Raw genomic sequence first — 16,728 nt, 5'->3', positions numbered from 1 at the left:
CCCGGTAGTGCCGGTGTACTGCCGCTGCACCCCGGCCGACCGCACACCCTTCTTCACAAACCCGGTCTCGTCCACGATCAACACGCCGTCGTCCGCGGCGAGATGCTCCACCACGAAGGACCGGACCTCGTCACGGACCGCGTCCGCGTCCCAGTCGGCCTGGTTCAACAACCGCTGCATGCCGTCCGGACACCGCTCGCCGGCCTGCTCGGCCAGCGTCCAGCCGTTCTTCCGCTGCAGCGGGGCCAACAGTCCCCGCAGATACTCACCCGCCCGACGGCGAGGCTCCGACCTGCGGAAATGCTGACCGATCCGGTCCTGCAGCACCTCCAGCCCCGCTGCCCAGCCCTGCACATCGTCAACCGTGACGTCCCCGCCCATGCCCGGCTCAACGAGCGTCCGGCCTACCGGTCACAGCAACTGCGGCTGCAGTACTAAGCCGTCAAGGGGAAGCTGTGAAGTCTGTGTAGCGTGGCTTGCTGTTCGATTTCGGGTGCGAGGGAAGATCTCAGTGGACGTGCTGCGTGTCATGGAATCGCTCGCTGAGCAGGGAGTCACGGTTCTGTTCAAGGTCGACGCCGAGCGCATGCGCGAGGGCACGAAGCCATGGACGTTCGTCGCGAGCGGAGGGCCGTTTCATGAGGACCTCCTGGTGCGCACGGACGCTGCATCCGTGGAGGTATGCCTGGACATCTGTCTGCCTCGGCTCCGCGAGTTCGGGCTGAACCTCCCGGACTGAGGGGTGGGCGCTGCCCGCTATGCGGCGGTGACCTCAAGTTGCTCCGGCGGAGGTGGGAAGGCAAGCGTCTCGTCATAGAGATGACCGTGCTGCAGGCAGTGATAGAGCTGGCCGATCAAGCGATTGAAGAGATTGCGCAATGCGGCCGCGTGCCAGTCTCCGTGCTGATCACGTCGTCGGCGGTAGTGGGCTTTGGCGCCTGGGGAGCCGTTGGGCGCGGAGAAGGCCCACAGGTAGCCGGCGTGGTTTAGGCGGTCGTTTTTCACACGCCGACGGGTAACGCTCGACTTCTTGCCGGAGGCCCTGGTGATGGGCGAGGAGCCCGCGTAGGCCCTGAGGCCGCGGGCGTCAGCGAACCGGGAGCGGTCGTCTCCAATCTCGGCGAGTACTCGGGCGCCGAGCTGGACGCCGAGTCCCGGGAAGCTCAGCATCACGTCAGCGTCCGGGTGCTGAGGGAAAGCTTCCTCCACCGCCTTGGCGAGGTCGTCGGCCGCAGTGCAAGCGGCCTGCAGCTGGATGAGGAGGGCGAGCATCTGCTGGCCGAGCGCGTCCTCGACGAGCGGCGGCTGGTGAGCGTATTCGGCGCGGAAGATTTCACGGAGCCGCTCGGTCTCAACTTCGATGCCCCGCGTGCGGCCGGCCCTCTTGAGGGCCGCACCGATCTGCGTGCGGGTGAGCCGTGCAGCCCTGACCGGGGTAGGCGCCAGCCGCAGGAGTTCATGGGCCTCCGGTCGGCACGGACCGTTGGTCCAGGCGGCGAAGGCCTCCAAGGCTGAGGGGTAGTACTCGCGCAGCAGTGAGCGGAGCTGGTTGGCCGTCTGCTGACGGTTCCAAGTCGCGTCCTGCTGGGCCCGTGCGAGGACGGCGATGGCCCGGGCCAGGTCGCTGTCGCCGGGCAGCGGCCGGTGAGCGTGCATGTCGGTGCGCAGGATGTTTGCCAGCACGAGAGCATCGCCCGGATCGGACTTCTTGCGCGAGACGCTGTGCCGGTCGCGGTATCGGGCCGCGGCCATCGGATTGATCGCAAAGACCCGCCGCTTGCCCTGCCTCAACACCGAGACCAGCAGGCCACGAGAGGTCTCGATGGCCACGGGTATCGGGTTTTCTTCGGAGTCGCCGTGCTCGGCGAGCAGATCCAGAAGGATTTTGTATCCGGCCGCATCGTCGTTGATGTGCCTCTTGGCCAATAACTGGCCGGTGTCATCGACCAGGGCGACGTCGTGTGTCCGTTCTGCCCAGTCGATTCCGCAGTAGATCACTCTGACTCTCTCCCTTGTGCGGGTGTTCGCGCTGGTGACAAGCGCATGCGGGCCACGCGGCGACCTAATTCCAGGTCTCAGCCACGAGGGCTGGACCGACGCCTCACTAGCCGTGTTCGTGGCACCAGCGCACCGCACGGGCCTCGGTCTATGCCAGAGCTAAGCCAGCTCGGGTGTATCGAGAGGTCACCGTGCAGTGGGCTCGTCCCACCAACACCAACGAGGGATCACGGCAACGAGTGTTGACTCCCGACGCTCTTGCACCTCGCGGCTTCGAGGAGCCGGCTCACACCGAAACCAACAGCTCATGCTGGCGGCAGCGGGAGGGCGCCGGACAGCGCGGATCTGTCCGGAGGCATCAACGGCCAGGCCGACCGCAGGCGTCTGTCCGGCGTCCACACGACTGCCACCACCACAAGCACCGGGACCATGCATCTGTCTATCCGGAGGCCTTCATCAGCCGGAGTGGCAGAAGACGTCACGGTCCCGGAACTCGAACGGGGCCAGCAGAACCACCCCAGTGGTGCTGGATCCCTTAGCAACGAATTAGAGTGGCAGGGCGATGACTGACTCCTCTCCCGACGGGCGCCTGGACCGCGCCCTGGGCAGCCTGCGCGGACTTTCGGTGGGGGACGCGCTGGGCTCCCAGTTCTTCGTGCCGGTGAACTACCCGCTGCTCAAGCGCCGAGAGCTGCCACCCGGACCCTGGCCGTGGACGGACGACACGGAGATGGCCTGCTCCGTGGTCGCCGTACTCGCCGCCCACCAGCGCATCGACCAGGACGCACTGGCCCGCTCCTTCGCGGAGCACCACGACTTCGACCGGGGGTACGGACCCGCGGTCAACCGGCTTCTCAGGCTCGTCCGGGAAGGTGGCGACTGGCGGGAGCTCGCCGCCGCGCTGTTCAACGGGCAGGGATCCTGGGGCAACGGCGCCGCGATGCGGATCGCCCCACTGGGCGCCTGGTACGCGGACGACCCGGAGCAGGCCACGCACCAGGCCGAGATCTCCGCGTACACCACACACCAGCACCGTGAGGCCGTGGTCGGCGCCATGGCGGTCGCAGCGGCCGCCGCCCTGGTCGCCGCTCCCGGCGGGCCGCCCAGTGCCGAGTCGCTCCTGGACGACGTCATCGCACTCGTGCCGAAGAGCGCCGTCGGCGCAGGTCTGCGTCGCGCCCGGGACATGCTCGACTATGGCGACGCTGCCACGGTCGCGGCCGTACTGGGCTGCGGACGGCGTACGACGGCTCATGACACGGTGCCCTTCGCCCTGTGGTCGGCGGCACGCTCCCTCGGCGACTACGAGGCGGCTTTCTGGACGACGGCGCAGGTCGGCGGGGACGTGGACACCACCTGCGCCATTGTCGGCGGCGTGATCGCTTCGGGGAAGGCGGGGACGCCGCCGGCGGAATGGGTGGGGCGGACGGAGGCTCTGCCGGACTGGATGCCGGCGTCGGCCTAGCGCGGGCTGTGTCCCCGTGTCGCCGACGCGGCTCGCCGCCGAGTCGGCTCAGCCCTTCGAAACTCTCTGTGCATCCCGGGAACTCTCTGTGACCGTGGGCTCGTTGTAGTGGCATCTGCTGTGCGCAGACTGCACATCGGTACACACGAGCGCTGTAGGGGGTGGTCATGGAGGTGTTGCCGGTGCTGTTTCTCCTGCTCGGTGTTGCGGCCGCCGCGCGGAGCGTCCGTTTGCTGTTTCCGTCGGACGCTGCCGCTGCGGCTCCCGGTTGGCGGGACGGTGTACGGAGATCCGGACCGCCGCTCTCGCCATCGGTCCGCCGGACAGGTGTCAGCCGTGCGCGGCCTGTCGCGGGCCGACTCGTCGCGGGCCGGCCAGTCGGCCGCGGACGCACCCCCGTGGCGCCCGTCGACCAGCCGCCCAGACCGGCCCGCACTCCTCTCCCGTCAGCCGCCCATAGGGCCGGCAGTACCGGCGAGTGCATCCAGGTCGCTCTTGCGTACCCGGATCACCCACCACGCGGTGACGGTGGCGAGGACGGCCATGGCAACGGCCGGGATGAACGCCGTCGAAATACCCTGCGCGAGCACCTCATGCCCCCAGGGTGCGGGCAGTTGATGTGTCTGCGCGAACTCTGCCTTCTGCGCGGCCGAGCCGTCGGCGAGGAAGTGCGGAATCTGCTTCTCCGCCTCGTCCTTGCTGGCCGTGCCGAACACAGTGGTGAGGATGGACAGGCCCAGCGAACCGCCCACCTGTTGCGTGGCATTGAGCAAGCCGGACGCGGCGCCCGCCTCGTGCTGGGCGACACCGGAGACCGCGGTCACCGTCGCCGTGACGAAGTTCAGGCCCATGCCGAAGCCGAACACCAGCATCGGGCCCAGGACTCCGCCTGCATACGAGCTGTCGGGGCTGATGAACGTCTGCCAGGCGAGCCCTACCACTACGGCGGCCGAGCCGACGAGCATGAACGGCTTGGGGCCGAGCACGGGGAGGAAGCGCTGCGAGAGACCCGCTCCGACCACGATCGCGACTGTGATGGGAAGAAAGGCCAGGCCTGCCTCGATCGGGCTGAACCCCAGCACGTTCTGCACGAACAGAACGATGTAGAAGAACATGCCGAACATGGCTGCTGCCAGGCTCAGCATGATCACGTATGTCCCGGAGCGGTTGCGGTCGGCGAACATCTTCAGCGGGGTGATCGGCTCGTTCGCCCGCATCTCGATGAACACGAAGGCGACCAGCAAGACCAACGCCGCACCGAAGGACGCGAGGGTCACATTGTCCCGCCAGCCCTCCTCCGCCGCGCGGATGAAGCCGTACACCAAGGACGCCATGCCTATGGTCGAGGTCAGTGCGCCCGCGATGTCGAAGCGCCCGGGGTGTCGTTCGGACTCGCTTATGTAGAGCGGTGTGAGTACGGCGATCAGTACACCGATCGGTACGTTGACGAAGAGCACCCACCGCCAGTCGAGCCACTCCGTGAGCATCCCGCCGGCGAGCAGACCGATGGCGCCACCGCCCGCGGACACGGCGGCGAAGACACCGAAAGCGCGATTCCGCTCCGGCCCCTCGGCGAACGTGGTGGTGATCAGGGCCAGCGACGTCGGCGACGCGATCGCGCCACCCACGCCCTGCAGGGCACGCGCGGCCAGCAATTGCCAGGGTTCTTGGGCGATTCCGCCCAGCAGCGAGGCGAAGGTGAACAGCAGGATGCCGGCCATGAAAACCCGGCGCCGGCCGAGGATGTCACCCGCCCGGGCGCCGAGCAGCAGCAGACCGCCGAAGGTCAGCGTGTACGCGCTGACCACCCAGGTGAGGTCGGTGGTGCTGAACTCGAGTGCGGTTTGAATGTGCGGAAGCGCGATATTCACAATCGTCGCGTCGAGGACCACCATGAGCTGGCAGGCCGCGATGACGGTGAGCGCGATGCCGGGATGGCCCTGCCGGCGGGCAGTACCCGGTTTCCGGTCTTGGATCAATGGAGAGGTCGTCACTATGGGTCCCCCACAAATGGCTTAGTGAACGCAAGCGTTCACTGTCGCTGCCAACGGTAGTGACTCCCCAGTAGTGAACGCAAGCGTTCACTTAAGTTGCCATCGCGTCGCGCCGCCCCCGCCGCTGCTGCGTGGCACGTCCCGTATCCCCAAATCCCGCTTCAAATCCCCGCTTCCCTGTTCGTTGGAGACACTCGGATGGTTACTTCGCGCTGGACGGCCGCCCCTGCTCGGGCGGCCACTCCCCGTCGGCGCGGTGCCGTACTCGAACGCGCGATCCTCGAGGCCGCGCTGGAGCAGCTCAGTACGGTCGGCTGGAACGGCCTCACGATGGAGGGCGTGGCCGCCGGAGCCCATACCGGCAAGGCTGCGGTCTACCGCCGCTGGCCGTCCAAGGAGGACCTCGTCGCGGACGCACTCCAGGCCGGACTGCCGCGCATTGATGCTGCCCCCGACCTGGGAAGTGTGCGCCAGGATCTGGTGGCCCTCTGCCGCCAGGCGCGCGACGCCATGTATTCGCGGCCCGGCTCGGCCTTGCGCTCTGTGATTCACGAATGCGACACCCTGCAGGCCGAACGCTTCCATGACGTGATCGTCGAGGGTGTCGTGGAGCCAATGATCAGTCTGCTCCGCGAGGTGATCAACCGTGGAATCGAGCGGGGTGAGGTCCGATCCGACGCTGCGAACGGATACGTCTACGACGCCATCCCGGCGATGATGATGTATCGGTCAAAGGTATGCGCGAGCGAATGGAGCGACCGGGACATCGAGGAGATGGTCGAGCAGTTGATGGTTCCGCTGCTCCGGCGGACGGGTGTCTGACACCGGGTTGTTCGGCTGTCAGCCCGGCTCCGGGTGACCGGGGTGTCGTAGGCAGTTGCGGGCGGCGTAATCTAAGGGCGCCATGCCGTACGAACCGCCTACTCACACCGTCGAGCGCTCCCTTCGCGCCACGACCGGAGCGAAGATCATTGCCGGTGTCGACGAGGTGGGGCGCGGTGCTTGGGCCGGTCCTGTCACGGTCTGCGCGGCGGTCACCGGACTGCGCCGCCCTCCCGTGGGTCTCACCGATTCCAAACTGCTCACGGTCAAACGACGGACCGAACTCGCCCAGGAACTGCGGAACTGGGTGACCTCGTATGCCCTGGGGCACGCCTCTCCGGAGGAGATCGACGACGTGGGCATGACGGCGGCGCTGCGGCTCGCGGCGGTGCGTGCCCTGGAGGGGCTGCCGGTTCGGCCCGACGCGGTGATCCTTGACGGGAAACACGACTATCTCGGAGCCCCGTGGAGGGTCCGTACGGTGATCAAGGGTGATCAGTCGTGCGTGGCTGTCGCTGCGGCTTCTGTGATCGCCAAGGTTCAGCGCGACAAAATGATGGCCGAACTGGGTATCGACCATGCAGACTTCGGTTTTGCGGACAACGCCGGGTATCCGTCGCCCGTGCACAAGGCCGCACTGGCGGAGCGGGGTCCCACCCCGTACCACCGGTTGTCGTGGGCGTATCTTGATGCGCTGCCCCAGTGGCGGCACCTCAAGAAGGCCCGCAGCTGGGCGGACGGGAGCGTTCCGGAGATCGAGGGTCAGCTCGGCTTCGATTTCTGACGGTCCCGGTCGCACGTATGTGCCACCCACCGGCGTGAGCCGTACCAACGTTTGATAGACATCAACTTATGCCTCTCATCCCCGAGGAGCCTCAGATTCACGAGAGTGCCCAGGGTCCCCGCGCCACGCCGGCCAACGGCCGCACCGCGCCGACCCCCCGTCCCGTACCCGGCCCCCGCCCCGCGGCTCCGCCGCGTCCTGGTCGTCCCGGCCCTCTCCGGCCCGCGCAGCAGGCGCAACGTACGCCCCACGGGGGTGCGCCCAAGCCCGGGCCTGCAGGCCCTGCAACCCACGCTGTCCCCGCTCGGTCCTCGGCGACCCCGCAGATCCAGCTGATCCCGGCTTCGGCCGAGGGCGCGCTCGACGCTGCAGAGGAAGCCGTGGACCTGCTCCTGGAGTCGGGTCGTGCCCCTGGTGACGTGCTGGTGATCACCACCGGTGAGCCGCACCCGTGGGCCGCCCACGAGCTGTCCTTCGGTGAGGCGTCCTACTGGGCGCAGCACGATGCGCGCGACGACGTCTTCTATGCCGACGCCGCCGTGGCTGGTCGTGCCGCGTCCCGGCCCGTGGTCGTGGTTGCCGTCAACGGTGGCTCCGACGCCGCTGCCGCCGGCGCCCTGCCGCTGGCTCTCGGCCGGGCCGACGCCTTGCTGATCGTCTGCGGCGACCCGCAGCAGATCAACTCGCTGCTGGGCGCGGGCGTCTGAGCCTGCCCCGACAGGTCCCGGGGCCGGCCCGCGCAGGAGCCGCCCCGTCGGCTCGGCAGCTGCACAGCGGTGACTTCGGCATGCGCGGACGACTGGGCGGGCGTGTGCCTCCGGCCGGTCGTCGCACGCACTCGGTCGGTGCGCCTGGTCCGGCGCCGTAGTGCCTGTGACCGGACCTGATGTCCGCCGGCCTCAGCGGGCCGCCGCGCGGCGCAGGACCTCGGAGGCGGCACCACCGGTGCGCGGCAGTGGGGCCGGTGCCTCGGAGGTGGCAAAAGGCTCGGGTGCCGAGTCGGCGCTGGGGCGGCGTCCGCCGCGGCCCTCACCGAGGACCTGCCAGCCGTCGCGCGTGAGCGTGATGTAGGCGCCACAGCGCAGCCCGTGCAGCGTGCAGGCGTCACGCAGGCCCCACATCCATGCGCCGTCCTCCTCCGTCCAACGCGCATCGCCCTCGCGACAGTAGAGCAGCACGGCGGTGCGCACCGGAGTGCGGCGGCGCAGATCGTGCGGGATGACCCGGCGCAGCTGGGCCAGCAGTGCGTTGCGGAACATCCAGCCGTCGGCGGGGGCCGGACGTCGAGTGAACGAGGCACTTGCCCGCAGTCGTTCGTCGGCGTCGAGCACGGCCACGATCGCCGTTGCCGGCCTGGGGCGGTGCCGTGCGTGCAGTCCGCTGACGACCTCACGGGGGTTGCGCAGCAGGGGAATACCGGCGGCAGCCCACTCCGCGGGTTCCAGCAGGCGGGCCACGGGGTTGGCGGAGGCGGCGGACAGGTCGGCTGGCGTCGACATGGATGCCGCGGAGGACGGAGCGAATCCGAAGGTCACGATCCTCCCTTCGGCTACGCGCCCACACTGCGGGCGGGGTGGTCTGGTTCGGGGGAGCGCACACCGCAGCGGAGCCCTACCTGGTCACGGATGAGCCGTGCGGGGAGCGGACTTCAATTCTTCCTGTCGAACTGGGATGCGGCAACGAGCAATTGGTGCCGCCGACCCTTAATGCGTGGACTGTGGCTTATATCCGTACCCAGTGGGGCGTTGAGTAACGCCTGGGTGGACGGCACAGGTACACCTGGTCAACTCTGCACGCCCAGAACCAGAGGGAGCACCTCCTGCGCGCCGGCACGCCGCAGCATGCGCGCCACGACCGCGAGGGTCCAACCCGTCTCCGTGAAGTCGTCCACGAGGAGGACGGGGCCGCGGTTCTCGGTGAGCGCTCCGCTGAGGGGTGGCGGTACGGTCAGCGCTCCGTCGAGCGCCTTGAGGCGTTGGGCGCTGTTGCTCCGCGAGACCGGGGAAGCGTCGACCGCGTACTCCACCGACCCCAGCAGCGGCAGTCGGCCGACCTCCGCGATGCGCGCACCCAGGGAGTGGATCAGTACGGGGCGAGTGCGCGAGGCGACGGTGACCACGCCGACGGGGCGCGCCGGGGCGTCCGCCGCCCCCGAGGCCCAGCCCCCGGGCCCCTTTGCCCAGTCGGCCAGTACGCCGACCACGGCCCTTGCCACATCGTCCGGCACGGGGCTGTCAGGTGCCTGCGGGGCGAGGATCGGCCGCAGCCGGTTGCCCCAGCCGATGTCCGACAGCCGCCCCAGCGCCCGCCCCGAGGCGGCTTGTTCACCGGCCGGGATACGCCCCTTGAGATCGATGCCGATCGCCGGCAGTCCTGTTGGCCACATACGGCGAGGTTCCACCTCGACGCCCGCCCGCCCCAGGTCGACGCGCGCGGCGTCCAGCGCGCCGGTCGACGTGTCCACGGCGAAGCGCGCGCCCGCGCAGTTGTCGCAGCGCCCGCAGGGTTTGGCACCCTCGTCGTCGAGCTGGCGCTGCAGGAACTCCATGCGGCATCCCGTCGTCGCCGCGTAGTCACGCATCGCCTGCTGCTCGGCCCTGCGCTGCCGGGCGACCCAGTCGTAACGCTCCGAGTCGTACGTCCACGGCTGCCCCGTGGCGACCCAGCCGCCCTTGACCCGCCGCACCGCACCGTCCACGTCGAGGACCTTGAGCATGGTCTCCAGGCGGGAGCGGCGCAGCTCCACGAGTGGTTCCAGGGCGGGCAGCGACATGGGCCGCTCCGAGCGCGCGAGGACGTCCAGAGTGCGGCGCACCAGGTCTTCGGAGGGGAACGCGAGGGAGGCGAAGTACTCCCAGATGGCTTCGTCCTCCTTCCCGGGCAGGAGGAGGACCTCGGCGTGCTCCACGCCACGACCGGCGCGGCCGACCTGCTGGTAGTAGGCGATGGGGGAGGAAGGTGAGCCTAGGTGAATGACATAGCCGAGATCGGGTTTGTCGAAGCCCATGCCGAGGGCTGACGTGGCGACCAGCGCCTTCACCTTGTTGGCGAGCAGATCGTCCTCGGCCTGCTGGCGTTCGGCGTTCTCCGTCTTTCCGGTGTACGAGGAAACAGTGTGCCCACGGTGGCGCAGAAAGGCGGTGACCTCCTCGGCGGCGGCCACGGTGAGCGTATAGATGATCCCCGAGCCCGGCAGCTCGTCGAGGTGGTCTGCGAGCCAGGCCATCCGGTGCGCGGCGTCCGGCAGCGGCAGCACACTGAGGCTCAGGCTCTCCCGGTCCAGTGGGCCGCGCAGCACCAGGGCGTCCGACATGCCACCCGTGCCGAGTTGCTCAGCAACGTCCGCCGTCACGCGCGCGTTGGCAGTGGCGGTCGTGGCGAGTACGGGCACACCAGGCGGCAGATCGGTGAGCATCGTTCGCAGCCGGCGGTAGTCCGGACGGAAATCGTGGCCCCAGTCGGAGATGCAGTGGGCCTCGTCCACGACGAGAAGACCGGTCGCGGCCGCGAGTTCGGGGAGCACCTGATCCCGGAATTCCGGGTTGTTGAGCCGCTCCGGGCTGACGAGCAGGACGTCGACCTGGCCGGCGGCGATCTCCGACTGAATGGCGTCCCACTCCTCGGTGTTCGAGGAGTTGATGGTCCGTCCGCGGATTCCGGCCCGGGCCGCGGCCTCGACCTGGTTGCGCATCAGCGCCAGCAACGGAGAGACGATCACGGTGGGGCCGCTGCCGCGGGCCCGCAGCAGTGAGGTCGCCACGAAGTAGACCGCGGACTTACCCCACCCGGTGCGCTGGACGACCAGGGCACGGCGGCGGTCGGCGACCAGCGCCTCGATCGCCCGCCACTGGTCCTCGCGCAGCCGGGCCGCGCCTGTGGAGTCGCCGACGAGGCGGGCGAGGACCGCGTCGGCGTTCGTGCGGAGATCCGCGTTGCTCGTGTGCTCCATGCGTCCCATACAACAGGACGGCACTGACAAACGGGCCGGGCGTGTGCGGTCGGGCGCTGGGACATCGGGGCCGTGCGAGTGCGATGGCGTCTGCCGTGGGTGTGTGGCGGCCCGCGGTATGACGTGTCCCTGACTGGACTTATCCACAGGCGCAAGCGGAATTCTGCGATCCGCGAGATCGTCGGCGCATGACGAACCACGGCGAAACCACTGGATCCTTCGAAAACGACGACACCGCTGGACGGGACGGACGACAGCGCCCCAACAGTCATGGAGCTCCCGACGACCACACACAGCACCTTCAACACACCGAAAATGTCGAATCCACCACGTACGACACGCCTGCCGACACACATCGCGTCACGCTGCGCACCCCGGCCGAGCTGGCCGATGCCCTGCCGTACCTGCTCGGTTACCGCCCCGAGGACAGCATCGTGCTTGTCGCCCTCCACGACCGTGACGGACGCGGCAGGTTCGGCGGCCGGGCCCGGCTCGGTATTCCCGAGAATCCGGACGACTGGGTGCCCGTGGCCTCGCAGCTGGCGCACGGGCTGGTGACGGGAAGCGAACGCCGAGGTACCCGCCCCGAACAGATGGTGGCCTACCTCTGCCAGGAACCGGGCAAGGGCGAAACAGGCAGGCAGGTCATGGAGCGGCTCCGCCCGCTGGCTCAGAACCTGCGCGTGGAGTGCGGCCTCCTCGACGTACCGGTGATCGAGGCCCTGTGCATTTCGGACGGCCGCTTCTGGTCGTACTGCTGCGAGAACGAGCGATGTTGCCCCGTCGAAGGCCTGCCGATGGGAATGCCCGGCACTTCCGTCCTCGCCGCCGCGGCCACCTACGCCGGGATTCAGGTGCGCGGCACTCTCCGTGAGCTGCGGGCGAGGCTCCTGCCTTGGGAAACCGCCGCAGCCCTGGAGCAGGAGGTCGCCCTGGACACCGCCAGCATGGCCCTCGTCCCCAGGATCCTGGACGAATCCAGTCGCGTGTGTGTGACCGACGAGACATTGCAGCTGGCCGAAAGGGTCATGAGCCGTCTCGCCGCAGCGCCGCCCGTCTCCGGCGCGCTCAGGGCGGACCTTCGCGACGACGATCTGCTCGGACACGACGAAGCCGCAGCGCTGATTCTGGGTCTGCAGGACCGCACCACCCGCGATCGCGCAGCCGAGTGGATGGAGGGCGACGAGGCCGGCCCCGCACTCCGGCTCTGGCGTGCGCTGGCCCGCCGCTGTGTCGGACCCTATGGCGAACACGCCGCGGCGCCTCTCACCCTCGCGGGCTGGGTCGCGTGGTCGACCGGGGACGACATCGAGGCCCGGGAGGCGCTCGCCATGGCGCTGGGTGCGGACCCCGGCTATCTGTTCGCCCGCCTTCTGCACCAGGCCGTCAACGAAGGGCTGGATCCGGAGTCGATCCGCCGCTGCCTGCGCGCGGAACGCGAGGGCAGTGCTCGTGGCGCAGCCGAGCGACTCGACAGGCCCCAGGACACCGAATCCGCGGTGAGCCGCGACGCCGACGGGTCCGAACCCGCGCCCGGGACGGCTGCGGGACCGACGTCTCGGCAGAAGCGCCCAGCACTTCCCTCCGGTGGCAGCGGGCGCCCCTGCTCGTCGGGGGTGTCGGCATGCGAGGACAAGGGGGGCGTCGGCAAGCCTCGTGCAATGCCGAAGGGTGGCACGGGGCCGGGGACCTGGCGGAGCGGCGGTACACGTCCGCGCACGGTCAAGAAAGCCGCGCTGCGGCGTCGCGGTGCCCGTCAGTGGGGCGTGGGTTCTGGTGGCAGCCGTATCGAGGGGGAGGCGTGAGCGACTGGCGGGAGGATGCGGGTATGCGTCGTCGGACCGGTGCCTTCCCGTCGGGGGTGGCTGGGCGATCTGCCCGAATCGACGCCGAGAGTGTGTGCCCCAGCCGACTCCGCCCTCCGCCGACGACCGCTCCACCAGTGGCAGGTTCGCAACACGCCCGGGTCGGTGCATGGACCCGGCATCGCGCACAGACGCGGTCGGGCACTGCGAGCCAACGGTCCATGGCTCGGCTCCGCCTCGGTTCGCGGCCCACGGCCCGATATCGCATCAGTCGATCGTGCAGAGTCCGGTGCAGCCCTCCACGGTCCAAGGTCCAGTGCTGTCCAGGTCTACGGTGCAGGATCCGGCGCCGCACACGTCTACCTTCCAGGGTCGCGTACCGCCCTAGCCCACGATCCAGGGCCATACCTCGCAGCCGGGGCGCCGTGGCGCTGTGGTCTGACGCCGGCCGAGGCCCTGGCCGCAGCTCGGATGACGCTGTCGCTCGGCACCCGGCTCGCAGCGGGCACGTCGCGCTTGGTCGCCCGCGCACAACTCGGGGTTCTGGCCGGCGGGTCGGAATGATTCCCGGGCCGCGCCGGGATGCCGGCGAGCACTTGCCGCCGGGCTGCACCGGCACCGAGGCCACGCTGTTTCTGCCCCGTGCTGCTCGCGGAGGGCCGTCGCTGGGGACTGCGGAGAACGAAACGGAAGAGCTGCTGCCGACGGCAGAACGTTGCCTCGCCTGGCTGCGGACCACGGTGGGCGACGGCACATCCCTGTGCGACCCGCAGCCCGGTGGTCCCGTGCGTTCGGAGACACAGCCGCACGCCCACCGTGCGGCTCTGCTCGGTGCCGACCTGTTCGACTCGGTGCCGACCTGTTCGACGCGTGCGCCAGACCGGGCGGTGCCGGGTTGCGGGAGTGGGCCCGGGCGCTGAGGCCGGCGTTCCGGGAGGACTTCTGGCTCGACGGTCTCGGGGGCGGCCGGCAGCCGCCCGCACGCCGGATGGCCGCTCCGTGCCGCGCCTCGGGGCAGCCGCCGTCCACCTTCGCGACACCGGCCTGCTGGGCGGGGGAGAGCGAGCGCCCGGGCTGCTCGACCGGGCCCAGACCGAACAGCTGGCCCGACTCCTCGGCAGCCCGGCACTGGATTCGGACTGGGCGTCCGGGAAGCGGGTTACAACCCGTTCGGCCACCGCGGCGGCGCCGTGCGGGTCCACGAGACGGCTGTCGCTGTCGCGGGCCTGGCTGCCGCCGGGTATGAGAAGGAGGCGAGTTCGCTGCTGCGAGGCAGCCTCGCGGCGACCGAGACCTTCGGCTACCGGCTGTCCGAGATGTACGCCGGAGAGCAGCGAACCAACGGTAGCGCTCCGCTTCCCCACCCCGCTGCCTGCCGCCCCGCCGCCACGGCGGCGGCATCAGCTGTCCTGGTGCTCACCACCCTCGTCGGTATCCGTCCCGATGCCCCGGCGGGCACCGTCACACTGCGTCCGATGCGCAGCGCGCGCCGCTCGGCAAGGTCGGCCTGACGGGACTGCGGGTCGCGGAGGCCCCCTTCTCCGTACGGGTCAGCCGCCTCGGCCTCGCCATGGTCGAGGAGGCGGCCGACGGGCAGCAGTCGGGGGTGTGACCTGATACCGCGATGGTGAGTGTGGGTGACTCTGCGCGCCGATGGGGGGCGCGACGTAGTGCGGCGGTCGACTCTGTGACCCCGTGCGGCGACCAGGCGTGCGACCCGCGCGTCAACGACCGTGACCTCGAATGATGCGTCCGCACACGACGGCCGGGAGCCGCGGGAGATCCCTGCTGCACGGATTCGGACCAGCCGCCGATGCGGCCGACGAAGGGAGTGTTTATCGTCAGGAAGACGACTATGATCGCGACATGCCCTACGACCCGTCAGCCTTTCCGCCCTTTGCCGTCACCGTGGACCTGGTCGTGCTGACCGTGCGCCGCCATGCTCTGTGTGCGCTGGCGGTACGCAGGGGTGAGCCGCCGTTCCAGGGGCGCTGGGCGCTTCCCGGCGGCTTCGTACGGGCCGACGAGGATCTGGCGCAGGCCGCGGCGCGCGAGCTTGCCGAGGAGACGGGGTTGCGCGTCCATGATCCGTCCGTCCCTGCTCAGGACAACGGCGCTCATCTGGAACAGCTCGCGACGTACGGCGACCCCAAGCGGGACCCCCGGATGCGTGTGGTCAGCGTCGCCCATCTCGCGCTGGCCCCCGACCTGCCCGCACCGCGCGCCGGCGGCGATGCCAGCAACGCGCGCTGGGCACCGGTCGAGGAACTGCTGCAACAGGGCGGCTACGGCCGCGACGGCGAACCGGTGGCCCCACTCGCTTTCGACCACGCCCAGATCCTCTCGGACGGCGTGGAGCGCGCCCGGTCCAAGATTGAGTACTCGTCCCTGGCCACGGCGTTCTGCCCGCCCGAGTTCACCGTCGGCGAGCTGCGCCGCGTCTACGAGGCTGTGTGGGGTGTGGCGCTCGATCCCCGCAACTTCCACCGCAAGGTGACGGGCACGCCCGGCTTCCTCGTCCCCACCGGCGGTACGACCACACGTCAGGGCGGCCGCCCGGCCCAGCTCTTCCGCGCGGGCGGTGCCACGCTCCTGAACCCGCCGATGCTGCGTCCCGAGGTGTGACGCCGGCTCCAGCCAACGGGCAGCCGACCGGGGTGCACGAAAGGGCCAACACGGGTTGATCCATCCGATCACGCTCGTGTACCGGAGCCATTGATGCCCGAAAAATCCGAAACGGCCCGCTATCTTGCTACAGGTGATCCAGGCATTCGGACTGACCAGCAATCCCCGCAAGGGCCTTCCGCCTGCCGTCGACGACGTCTCCTTCGAAGCGCGTGCCGGCCGCGTCACCGCGCTGCTCGGCGACCCTGGTGCGGGTAAGACGACCGCGCTCAGACTGATGCTCGAACTCCAACAGGGTCGCGGAGTCACCTACTTCAGAGGCCGCCCGCTCCATCGCATCGCTCATCCCTCGCGCGAAGTCGGTGTCCTGCTCGGTGATGTGCCGGGGCACCCGGGCCGAACGGTCCGCAGCCACCTCAGGATGCTGTGCGCCGCCGCCGGGATCTCGGTCCGGCGTGCCGACGAAGTCCTCGAGGTGGTCGGTCTCGTCAGCCTGAGCGAGGAACGACTCGGCACGCTCTCCCGAGGAATGGACCGTCGGCTCGGCCTGGCCTGCGCCCTGTTGTCCGATCCCCACACCCTCGTGCTCGACGAGCCCTCCGACGGACTCTCGGCGCGGGAGAGCCGCTGGCTGTACGGCATGCTGCGCGCGCACGCGGGCCAGGGCGGTACGGTCCTGGTCACCACGGCCGACCCCAAGGAGGCCGCGCGCACCGTGGACCGCGTCGTCACGCTGGAGCGGGGCAGGCTCGTCGCCGACCAGGAGGCGACCGAGTTCGCCCGTACCCGGCTGCGGCCACGTGTCGCCGTTCGCAGTCCGCAGTCCGCCCGGCTCGCCGCCTTGCTCACCAGGGAGGCCCGGACGGCGCAGCGCTCCGTCGAAGTCGTGCAGGAACGCGGTAATCGCCTCTCCGTGTACGGCAGCACCTGCGCCGACGTCGGCGAGACGGCGTACCGGCACGGCATCCTCGTGCTCCAACTCGCCGACGAGATCGGAGACATGGGGCCAGGCGCAGGAGCGGCCGCTCCGGAGGAGCCGCAGGTGGTCCATGAGTGGTCGGCCACCGCGGACAGGCCCGACCCGGAGACGCGCCGGACGGCCCACCTTCCGCAAGGACCTGACGGCGCGTCACGCAGCCGCACCGCCACGCACTCGGCAACTGTCGACAAAACGCCTCCCGATGCGACTCCGGCGACAACGCCCGCCACCACCCCGTCGTCGGGCGGCCCCACGCCCCACGCCACAACGCCCCACGCCGACGCCGACCCCGACGCGGACTCGGTCT

At 69.7% G+C, this 16,728-nt stretch carries 13 protein-coding genes and 1 pseudogene; 9 read left to right on the top strand and 5 right to left on the bottom strand.

What is annotated here, in order from left to right:
- A partial coding sequence (locus ACFVJQ_RS36785) for a transposase (RefSeq protein WP_385790021.1) occupies nucleotides 1–381 on the bottom strand: 381 nt, incomplete at its 3' end.
- Nucleotides 382–529: 148 nt separating this feature from the next.
- On the opposite strand from ACFVJQ_RS36785, the gene ACFVJQ_RS36780 reads away from it, so the two are divergent.
- A complete protein-coding gene (locus ACFVJQ_RS36780) occupies nucleotides 530–739 on the top strand; it encodes a hypothetical protein (RefSeq protein ID WP_385514778.1) in 210 nt (69 codons plus the stop codon).
- Nucleotides 740–756: 17 nt separating this feature from the next.
- On the opposite strand, the gene ACFVJQ_RS36775 is transcribed toward ACFVJQ_RS36780, so the two are convergent.
- Nucleotides 757–1,998 carry an IS110 family transposase gene (locus ACFVJQ_RS36775; RefSeq protein ID WP_385514777.1) on the bottom strand — a complete coding sequence of 414 codons (1,242 nt, stop codon included), beginning with the start codon at nucleotides 1,996–1,998 and terminating at the stop codon, nucleotides 757–759.
- Between the two features lie 562 nt (nucleotides 1,999–2,560).
- On the opposite strand from ACFVJQ_RS36775, the gene ACFVJQ_RS36770 reads away from it, so the two are divergent.
- Complete coding sequence (locus ACFVJQ_RS36770; protein WP_385514776.1) at nucleotides 2,561–3,463, top strand: ADP-ribosylglycohydrolase family protein; 903 nt, start codon at nucleotides 2,561–2,563, stop codon at nucleotides 3,461–3,463.
- A 446-nt stretch (nucleotides 3,464–3,909) separates the two neighbouring features.
- On the opposite strand, the gene ACFVJQ_RS36765 is transcribed toward ACFVJQ_RS36770, so the two are convergent.
- Complete coding sequence (locus ACFVJQ_RS36765) at nucleotides 3,910–5,457, bottom strand: MFS transporter (protein ID WP_224735655.1); 1,548 nt, start codon at nucleotides 5,455–5,457, stop codon at nucleotides 3,910–3,912.
- Nucleotides 5,458–5,655: 198 nt separating this feature from the next.
- On the opposite strand from ACFVJQ_RS36765, the gene ACFVJQ_RS36760 reads away from it, so the two are divergent.
- The 3 genes from ACFVJQ_RS36760 (at nucleotide 5,656) to ACFVJQ_RS36750 (ending at nucleotide 7,770) form a co-directional block, all read left to right on the top strand.
- A complete protein-coding gene (locus ACFVJQ_RS36760; RefSeq protein ID WP_385514775.1) occupies nucleotides 5,656–6,279 on the top strand; it encodes a TetR/AcrR family transcriptional regulator in 624 nt (207 codons plus the stop codon).
- A gap of 82 nt (nucleotides 6,280–6,361) precedes the next feature.
- The gene (locus ACFVJQ_RS36755) at nucleotides 6,362–7,063 is read left to right on the top strand and encodes a ribonuclease HII (RefSeq protein WP_385514774.1); all 702 of its coding nucleotides are present in this window, start codon (nucleotides 6,362–6,364) and stop codon (nucleotides 7,061–7,063) included.
- 68 nt (nucleotides 7,064–7,131) lie between these two features.
- Nucleotides 7,132–7,770 (top strand): hypothetical protein, encoded by a 639-nt coding sequence (locus ACFVJQ_RS36750; RefSeq protein ID WP_385514773.1) that lies wholly within the window; start codon nucleotides 7,132–7,134, stop codon nucleotides 7,768–7,770.
- A 192-nt stretch (nucleotides 7,771–7,962) separates the two neighbouring features.
- Here the strand turns inward: ACFVJQ_RS36750 and ACFVJQ_RS36745 are convergent, their stop codons facing one another.
- Both ACFVJQ_RS36745 and ACFVJQ_RS36740 read right to left on the bottom strand, forming a co-directional pair.
- Nucleotides 7,963–8,598 (bottom strand): hypothetical protein, encoded by a 636-nt coding sequence (locus ACFVJQ_RS36745; RefSeq protein ID WP_224735640.1) that lies wholly within the window; start codon nucleotides 8,596–8,598, stop codon nucleotides 7,963–7,965.
- 248 nt (nucleotides 8,599–8,846) lie between these two features.
- Nucleotides 8,847–11,012, bottom strand: coding sequence for a RecQ family ATP-dependent DNA helicase (locus tag ACFVJQ_RS36740; protein ID WP_385790017.1), 2,166 nt, complete (start codon nucleotides 11,010–11,012; stop codon nucleotides 8,847–8,849).
- A gap of 188 nt (nucleotides 11,013–11,200) precedes the next feature.
- Here ACFVJQ_RS36740 and ACFVJQ_RS36735 point away from each other — a divergent pair, with 188 nt between their 5' ends.
- The 4 genes and pseudogenes from ACFVJQ_RS36735 to ACFVJQ_RS36720 form a co-directional block, all read left to right on the top strand.
- Nucleotides 11,201–12,817 (top strand): DUF4192 domain-containing protein, encoded by a 1,617-nt coding sequence (locus ACFVJQ_RS36735; RefSeq protein WP_385790015.1) that lies wholly within the window; start codon nucleotides 11,201–11,203, stop codon nucleotides 12,815–12,817.
- A 405-nt stretch (nucleotides 12,818–13,222) separates the two neighbouring features.
- Nucleotides 13,223–14,429 (top strand): annotated as a pseudogene (locus tag ACFVJQ_RS36730) (glycogen debranching protein); the annotation flags it as partial.
- A gap of 254 nt (nucleotides 14,430–14,683) precedes the next feature.
- Nucleotides 14,684–15,442, top strand: a complete 759-nt coding sequence (locus ACFVJQ_RS36725; protein ID WP_129801069.1) for an NUDIX domain-containing protein — start codon at nucleotides 14,684–14,686, stop codon at nucleotides 15,440–15,442.
- A 133-nt stretch (nucleotides 15,443–15,575) separates the two neighbouring features.
- On the top strand, nucleotides 15,576–16,728 hold a 1,153-nt coding region (locus ACFVJQ_RS36720), incomplete at its 3' end, for an ATP-binding cassette domain-containing protein (protein ID WP_385790013.1).

The organism is Streptomyces sp. NPDC127197, assembly GCF_042672405.1.
Lineage (GTDB): Bacteria > Actinomycetota > Actinomycetes > Streptomycetales > Streptomycetaceae > Streptomyces > Streptomyces flavusporus.
The sequence above is the reverse complement of the archived record's forward strand: the minus strand, read 5'-3'. Positions and strand labels throughout refer to the sequence as shown.